Origin of the sequence: Pseudomonas sp. p99-361, assembly GCF_003935475.1 — a bacterium.
Taxonomy (GTDB): Bacteria; Pseudomonadota; Gammaproteobacteria; order Pseudomonadales; family Pseudomonadaceae; genus Aquipseudomonas; species Aquipseudomonas juntendi.
In genome coordinates, this window is sequence record NZ_RHQO01000137.1 from 1 (window position 1) to 1,487 (window position 1,487).

The following is a 1,487-nucleotide window of genomic DNA, read 5'->3' on the forward strand; positions in this document are numbered from 1 at the left end:
GGCGAAGCGCTTGATGCGCACCACCTCGATGTTTTCGAGCATGCAGGATCCTCGCCCGCGCATGTCGGCGGGCTTGAGTAGTAGGGGAAGGGGTTAGGCGCGGTGGCCGCGCTTGCAGAACCAGTCGAGGGCGTCACAGATCAGCAGGTTTTCGTACCAGTCCTCGATCTCGCGCTGCTCATTTCGGTCGCGGAAGAAGGTCGGGCCGAGGTAGTTGTGCCAGGACATGAACACCCGCGTGCCGTCTGCTAGCGGCAACCTGAAGAACGGCGACATGCACACATAGCCGTACTCCACACGGATGCAGGTCATCGCGGCCACCTGTAAAGGTGGAAGGCTACGTACATCATGGGCAGGATCATGATTCGTCCTCCTGCTGCACGCCAAGCTCACCCATCACCTCGGTGGCGATGGCAAAGCCAGGGCTACCAAGTGGGCATTCCTGGATGATGCGGTTCATTCCATTGATCAGATCTCGGGCTGTGCCGATCATCATGTCGGCGTCGGCGTCCATATCCAGGCCCATGGCCTCGCCGATAGAGCCGATCTGCACACAGGCGTCCAACAGCATGCTCTTGCTGCGTTCGGCATCTTTGCGCAGCGCCTCGTTCTCGGCCTTGAGCTGGTCGTACGCCGAGGCCATCACGACTTCCGGCCCGTGCGGGTCGTAGCCAATCCATCCTCCCGCCTCAGAAACCATCTGGACGACTTTGTAGCGATGAACTTCGGTCATGACATCAGTTCCTTGGGCACCTGGACGGTATCGCCGAGCGTGGCGGTGACGACGGCGCGGCAAATCGCAACCGGTGGTGTGTGGCAGCCCGCGACCCATTCTTCTCCAAGCGCACTCCACAGGCCGCATTTGAAATCCAGGCATACGCGATACTTGTCGACCAGAGCACCTGCCAGCGCCCAGTCTTCCCAGGGGTTGAAACGCTTGGCGTGCTCGATGGCCTGGCACTGATATCGGGCGAATACCCTCCAAGGCACGCCGTTGTACCCGGGCGGCTCCAAGTACACATCCAGCCCTTCGGCCGTGCCAACTGCCCAGCCCAGTGCCTCCCCGGAGAGGTTCGACGCGCTCACTTCGATCAGGTCGGGCATGGCGCCACCTGCTTGGCCTTGGCCGCTTTGGCGCGCTCGATGTTGCCGAACTTGCTCTTGCGCTGGATATCCTTGAAGGTGCGGCAACCTGACATGAACAGGGTTGAGGTCAGGTCTTTACGGCTCCGACCAACCTCCATTATCCCTTTCACACCGTGGCGACAGAGCACGTATGCACTCTTGTAATCGCCACTGCGCAGCATCGTTGTGTAAAACGCCAGCCGCATTGCCAGGCGCCAACTGTCGCTGTCGTCGGACGGGCGCATGCGACGGGTGTAAAGCTGACCTTTACGGTACTTGCTCACAGCTGATACCTCTCATCAATCCAGCGCCCAGGCGCCAGAGCGGGTGTAGGTTCGGGTTGGGTTTCGTGCGGGGAGAGC

The 1,487-nt window shown here is 60.7% G+C and carries 4 protein-coding genes; all 4 read right to left on the bottom strand.

Going from position 1 to position 1,487, the window contains the following annotated elements; genetic code table 11:
- Positions 1–93: 93 nt before the first annotated feature.
- Genes EGJ22_RS25810 through EGJ22_RS25825 form a run of 4 tightly spaced genes read right to left on the bottom strand, consistent with a single transcriptional unit; the run spans position 94 to position 1,409 of the window.
- On the bottom strand, positions 94–312 hold the full coding sequence (locus EGJ22_RS25810; protein ID WP_029888010.1) for a hypothetical protein: 219 nt from the start codon (positions 310–312) through the stop codon (positions 94–96).
- A 46-nt stretch (positions 313–358) separates the two neighbouring features.
- Positions 359–733: a hypothetical protein gene (locus tag EGJ22_RS25815; protein ID WP_029888011.1), complete on the bottom strand. Its 375-nt coding sequence runs from the start codon at positions 731–733 to the stop codon at positions 359–361.
- Positions 730–1,104 (bottom strand): phage protein NinX family protein, encoded by a 375-nt coding sequence (locus EGJ22_RS25820; RefSeq protein ID WP_125920457.1) that lies wholly within the window; start codon positions 1,102–1,104, stop codon positions 730–732. Before EGJ22_RS25820 ends, EGJ22_RS25815 begins: the two co-directional genes overlap by 4 nt.
- Positions 1,092–1,409 (bottom strand): hypothetical protein, encoded by a 318-nt coding sequence (locus tag EGJ22_RS25825; RefSeq protein WP_029888040.1) that lies wholly within the window; start codon positions 1,407–1,409, stop codon positions 1,092–1,094. The genes EGJ22_RS25820 and EGJ22_RS25825 overlap by 13 nt, the downstream gene beginning before the upstream one ends.
- Positions 1,410–1,487: the final 78 nt, after the last annotated feature.

Bases quoted from the DNA above. Each gene is read 5' to 3' on its own strand.
- EGJ22_RS25810 (WP_029888010.1), bottom strand. From the start codon at position 312: ATGACCTGCATCCGTGTGGAGTACGGCTATGTGTGCATGTCGCCGTTC.
- EGJ22_RS25815 (WP_029888011.1), bottom strand. From the start codon at position 733: ATGACCGAAGTTCATCGCTACAAAGTCGTCCAGATGGTTTCTGAGGCG.
- EGJ22_RS25820 (WP_125920457.1), bottom strand. From the start codon at position 1,104: ATGCCCGACCTGATCGAAGTGAGCGCGTCGAACCTCTCCGGGGAGGCA.